The organism is Pantoea sp. Pa-EAmG (assembly GCF_030024295.1).
Taxonomy (GTDB): Bacteria; Pseudomonadota; Gammaproteobacteria; order Enterobacterales; family Enterobacteriaceae; genus Pantoea; species Pantoea dispersa.
The window spans coordinates 1-2,422 of the sequence record NZ_JASEWO010000314.1; the positions used below are offsets into that span (position 1 = coordinate 1).

A 2,422-nucleotide genomic window follows, 5' to 3' on the forward strand; every position below is an offset into this window, starting at 1 on the left:
TAATCCATATTTCATGTTGGCGTTCTCAATCTCGAAGAGGGAAAAACTGCGCCGCATCTGAGAGCGAGTGCAGTAAGGTGGTGTCCTGAGGTGAACCAACCCACACGGCTAGCGCACTAAAGTTGTCCTGCTGCCCCTGTTCCGGTTGTTCGTTTTTAATGATTTGCTGCATCAGCGTGAGCCACTCTTGCGGCGTGTTGACCATATGCAGTGACTGCTGCATCTGTTCCAGCGTGACCCCATGCCAGAAGCCGTCGGTACACAGGAGAAAGGCATCACCGTCCTCAATCGCCACCACATCGCTGTAGCTGGCATCACGCTGCTCGTCGCCCATACCGAGCGCGAAATAGAGCAAATTGGTGTTGATGCCCTCGGTCTGATGCCCGGCATCTTTCATTTGCTGCACCAGGCTGTGGTCAGTGGTGACGTGGAAGAGATAACCGCGTCGAAACAGATAAAGGCGACTGTCACCGGCGTGTGCCCAGTAAGCCAGGCCGTAATCACGATCGATAAACAGGCTCACCAGTGTTGTGCCCATCCGGCTGTGCTCGCTGCTGGCCTTTTGTTGCTGACGGATGGAGTGATTCGCGTGATTGACATAGTTACGTATCGACTGCGCATTCAGATGGGTTTCGCCGTTAAACGTCTCCATTAAACTGCTGCGGGCGATAGTGGCAGCGACGTCTCCACCCGGGAAACCGGCCACGCCGTCACAGACGACAAAGCAGGCTGAACGTTCACCGATAATCTCACCGGTCTGATCCTGATTGCTGGCGCGGTCGCCCTGATTCGACGTGGAAGCAATAGTGATATTCATGCGTCATCCGTGTGGGTTTGTGAATCTTTATACTGATTAACTTCCATGTCGTAGGCGTGCAGGAAAGCTTCGCCAAACAGGGTGTGAAAGTCATCTTCGATCTCGCCAGCAGTTTCGCCGTAGCGCTCGACAAAATGCTCCCACAACGCCGCTTTACGGCTCCCCGGCAGACCAAGGCGAGATACGGAACCTGCCTCGCGCGCTTCTGCTTCTAGCTGATCAGGATTAAAGGATTGCAGCATAGAAGCGATGATGGCGCGGATACCGGCGATCATCCCTAACTGGTGCGCCTGAAGATCGATCAGCGCATCACGTACCGCCTGGCGCGGCGGCATAAAGCCGGGCATCCGGCTACCAAACATCTGCATCAGCACGGTTTTGCCAGAGGGCAGCAGTTTGAACGGGTTATTGGCATCGTCGAGGATCACCGTCATATCTGCTTTTACGCCACGCTTGAGAATGGAACGTGATGAGAGTAATGCGACGGTACCCTGCGAGAACATGCTGAGCATCTGGCCAAACTGGCGCATCTGATCGCAATCGAACTGCGGCGTGGGCTGCAAATCCTGTAGACCCATTCCTTCCAGCAAGGCATCCAGTAACTCACCTTTCAGCGCATCACCACTGCTTTGAGCCGCCGCCTCGCGCTGGCTGTGAGACGCCACCGGATCAATGCGCAGACGCCCTTTAGGGGTAGGTGATGGAGTACGCTGCACCGCCTGCGGCGTCGGCAAGGTGATACCACCATATTCAAGCGGTGTCGGGCTGGTTTCGGTCGGTTCTTCAGCTTCTTCAGCTTCTTCAGCTTCTTCAGCTTCTTCAGCCACTATTGGCGCAGGCGCCGTGTCGGTATCATCAAATAATGGCGAGCTGCTAAGTTCAGCCAGATCAACGGCGTCAGGCGCGACCGAAGCTGGCTTTAGCTCTGGTTCTGGTTCTGGTTCAACTTCTGGCAGCGGCGGTACTTCGGGTTGCGCCAGCGGAACCGCCCCGCTCATCATTAAACCTAGTGGGTCATCGTGATGGCGGGGATCGGGGGTATTCTGGCAGCCAAACAGACTAAGAGGATCCAGCTCATCAGGCTGCTTCTCAACCGGTGCAGAGGCCGCAACACTCTTCTGCCCGACCAGCGCGCTCGGGGTCGCATCATCAAAAATGCTGTCCTGGGCAAACAACGCATCCTCTTCATCAAACAAACTGCGATGAGTCGGCTGTTGGCCGATATCCAGTGGCGCATCACTGATCAGCGCAGCCAGTGGATTTTCCGGATTACGTTCGGCGGCAGCGGGAGCAGTCAGCGGATGAGCTTCGGATGACGCTGGCGCAGGTTTGTTACGTTGCGATAAATCGTCAGAGATGGAAAATTCTTTCGCCAGGCTGTCCCAGATCTCACTGGGGATTGCGGCAGTGCTGCTCACCGCTGTGGCTGGCTCATCGACAATGATTGCCGCTTTGGCGGCTGGCTTAGCGACCACGCTGGCAGACGATGCGGCGTGAGTATCGTTAACCAGCAACTGATAATCATCAATGCCAATAATATCGCCGTCCTGCAATTCCACCTGACGCCCACGTTCCAGCGGAATATCGTTAAGAAGCACGCGAGTG

Annotated in this window: 2 protein-coding genes; both read right to left on the reverse strand. The window is 55.6% G+C overall.

The window, feature by feature from the left end:
* Positions 1-25: 25 nt before the first annotated feature.
* Positions 26-817 (reverse strand): protein phosphatase 2C domain-containing protein, encoded by a 792-nt coding sequence (locus QMM04_RS22150; RefSeq protein WP_038646150.1) that lies wholly within the window; start codon positions 815-817, stop codon positions 26-28.
* Positions 814-2,422, reverse strand: a 1,609-nt coding sequence (gene tagH, locus QMM04_RS22155; RefSeq protein WP_282997060.1) for a type VI secretion system-associated FHA domain protein TagH, incomplete at its 5' end; no start/stop codon positions are given. The genes QMM04_RS22150 and tagH, both read right to left, overlap by 4 nt.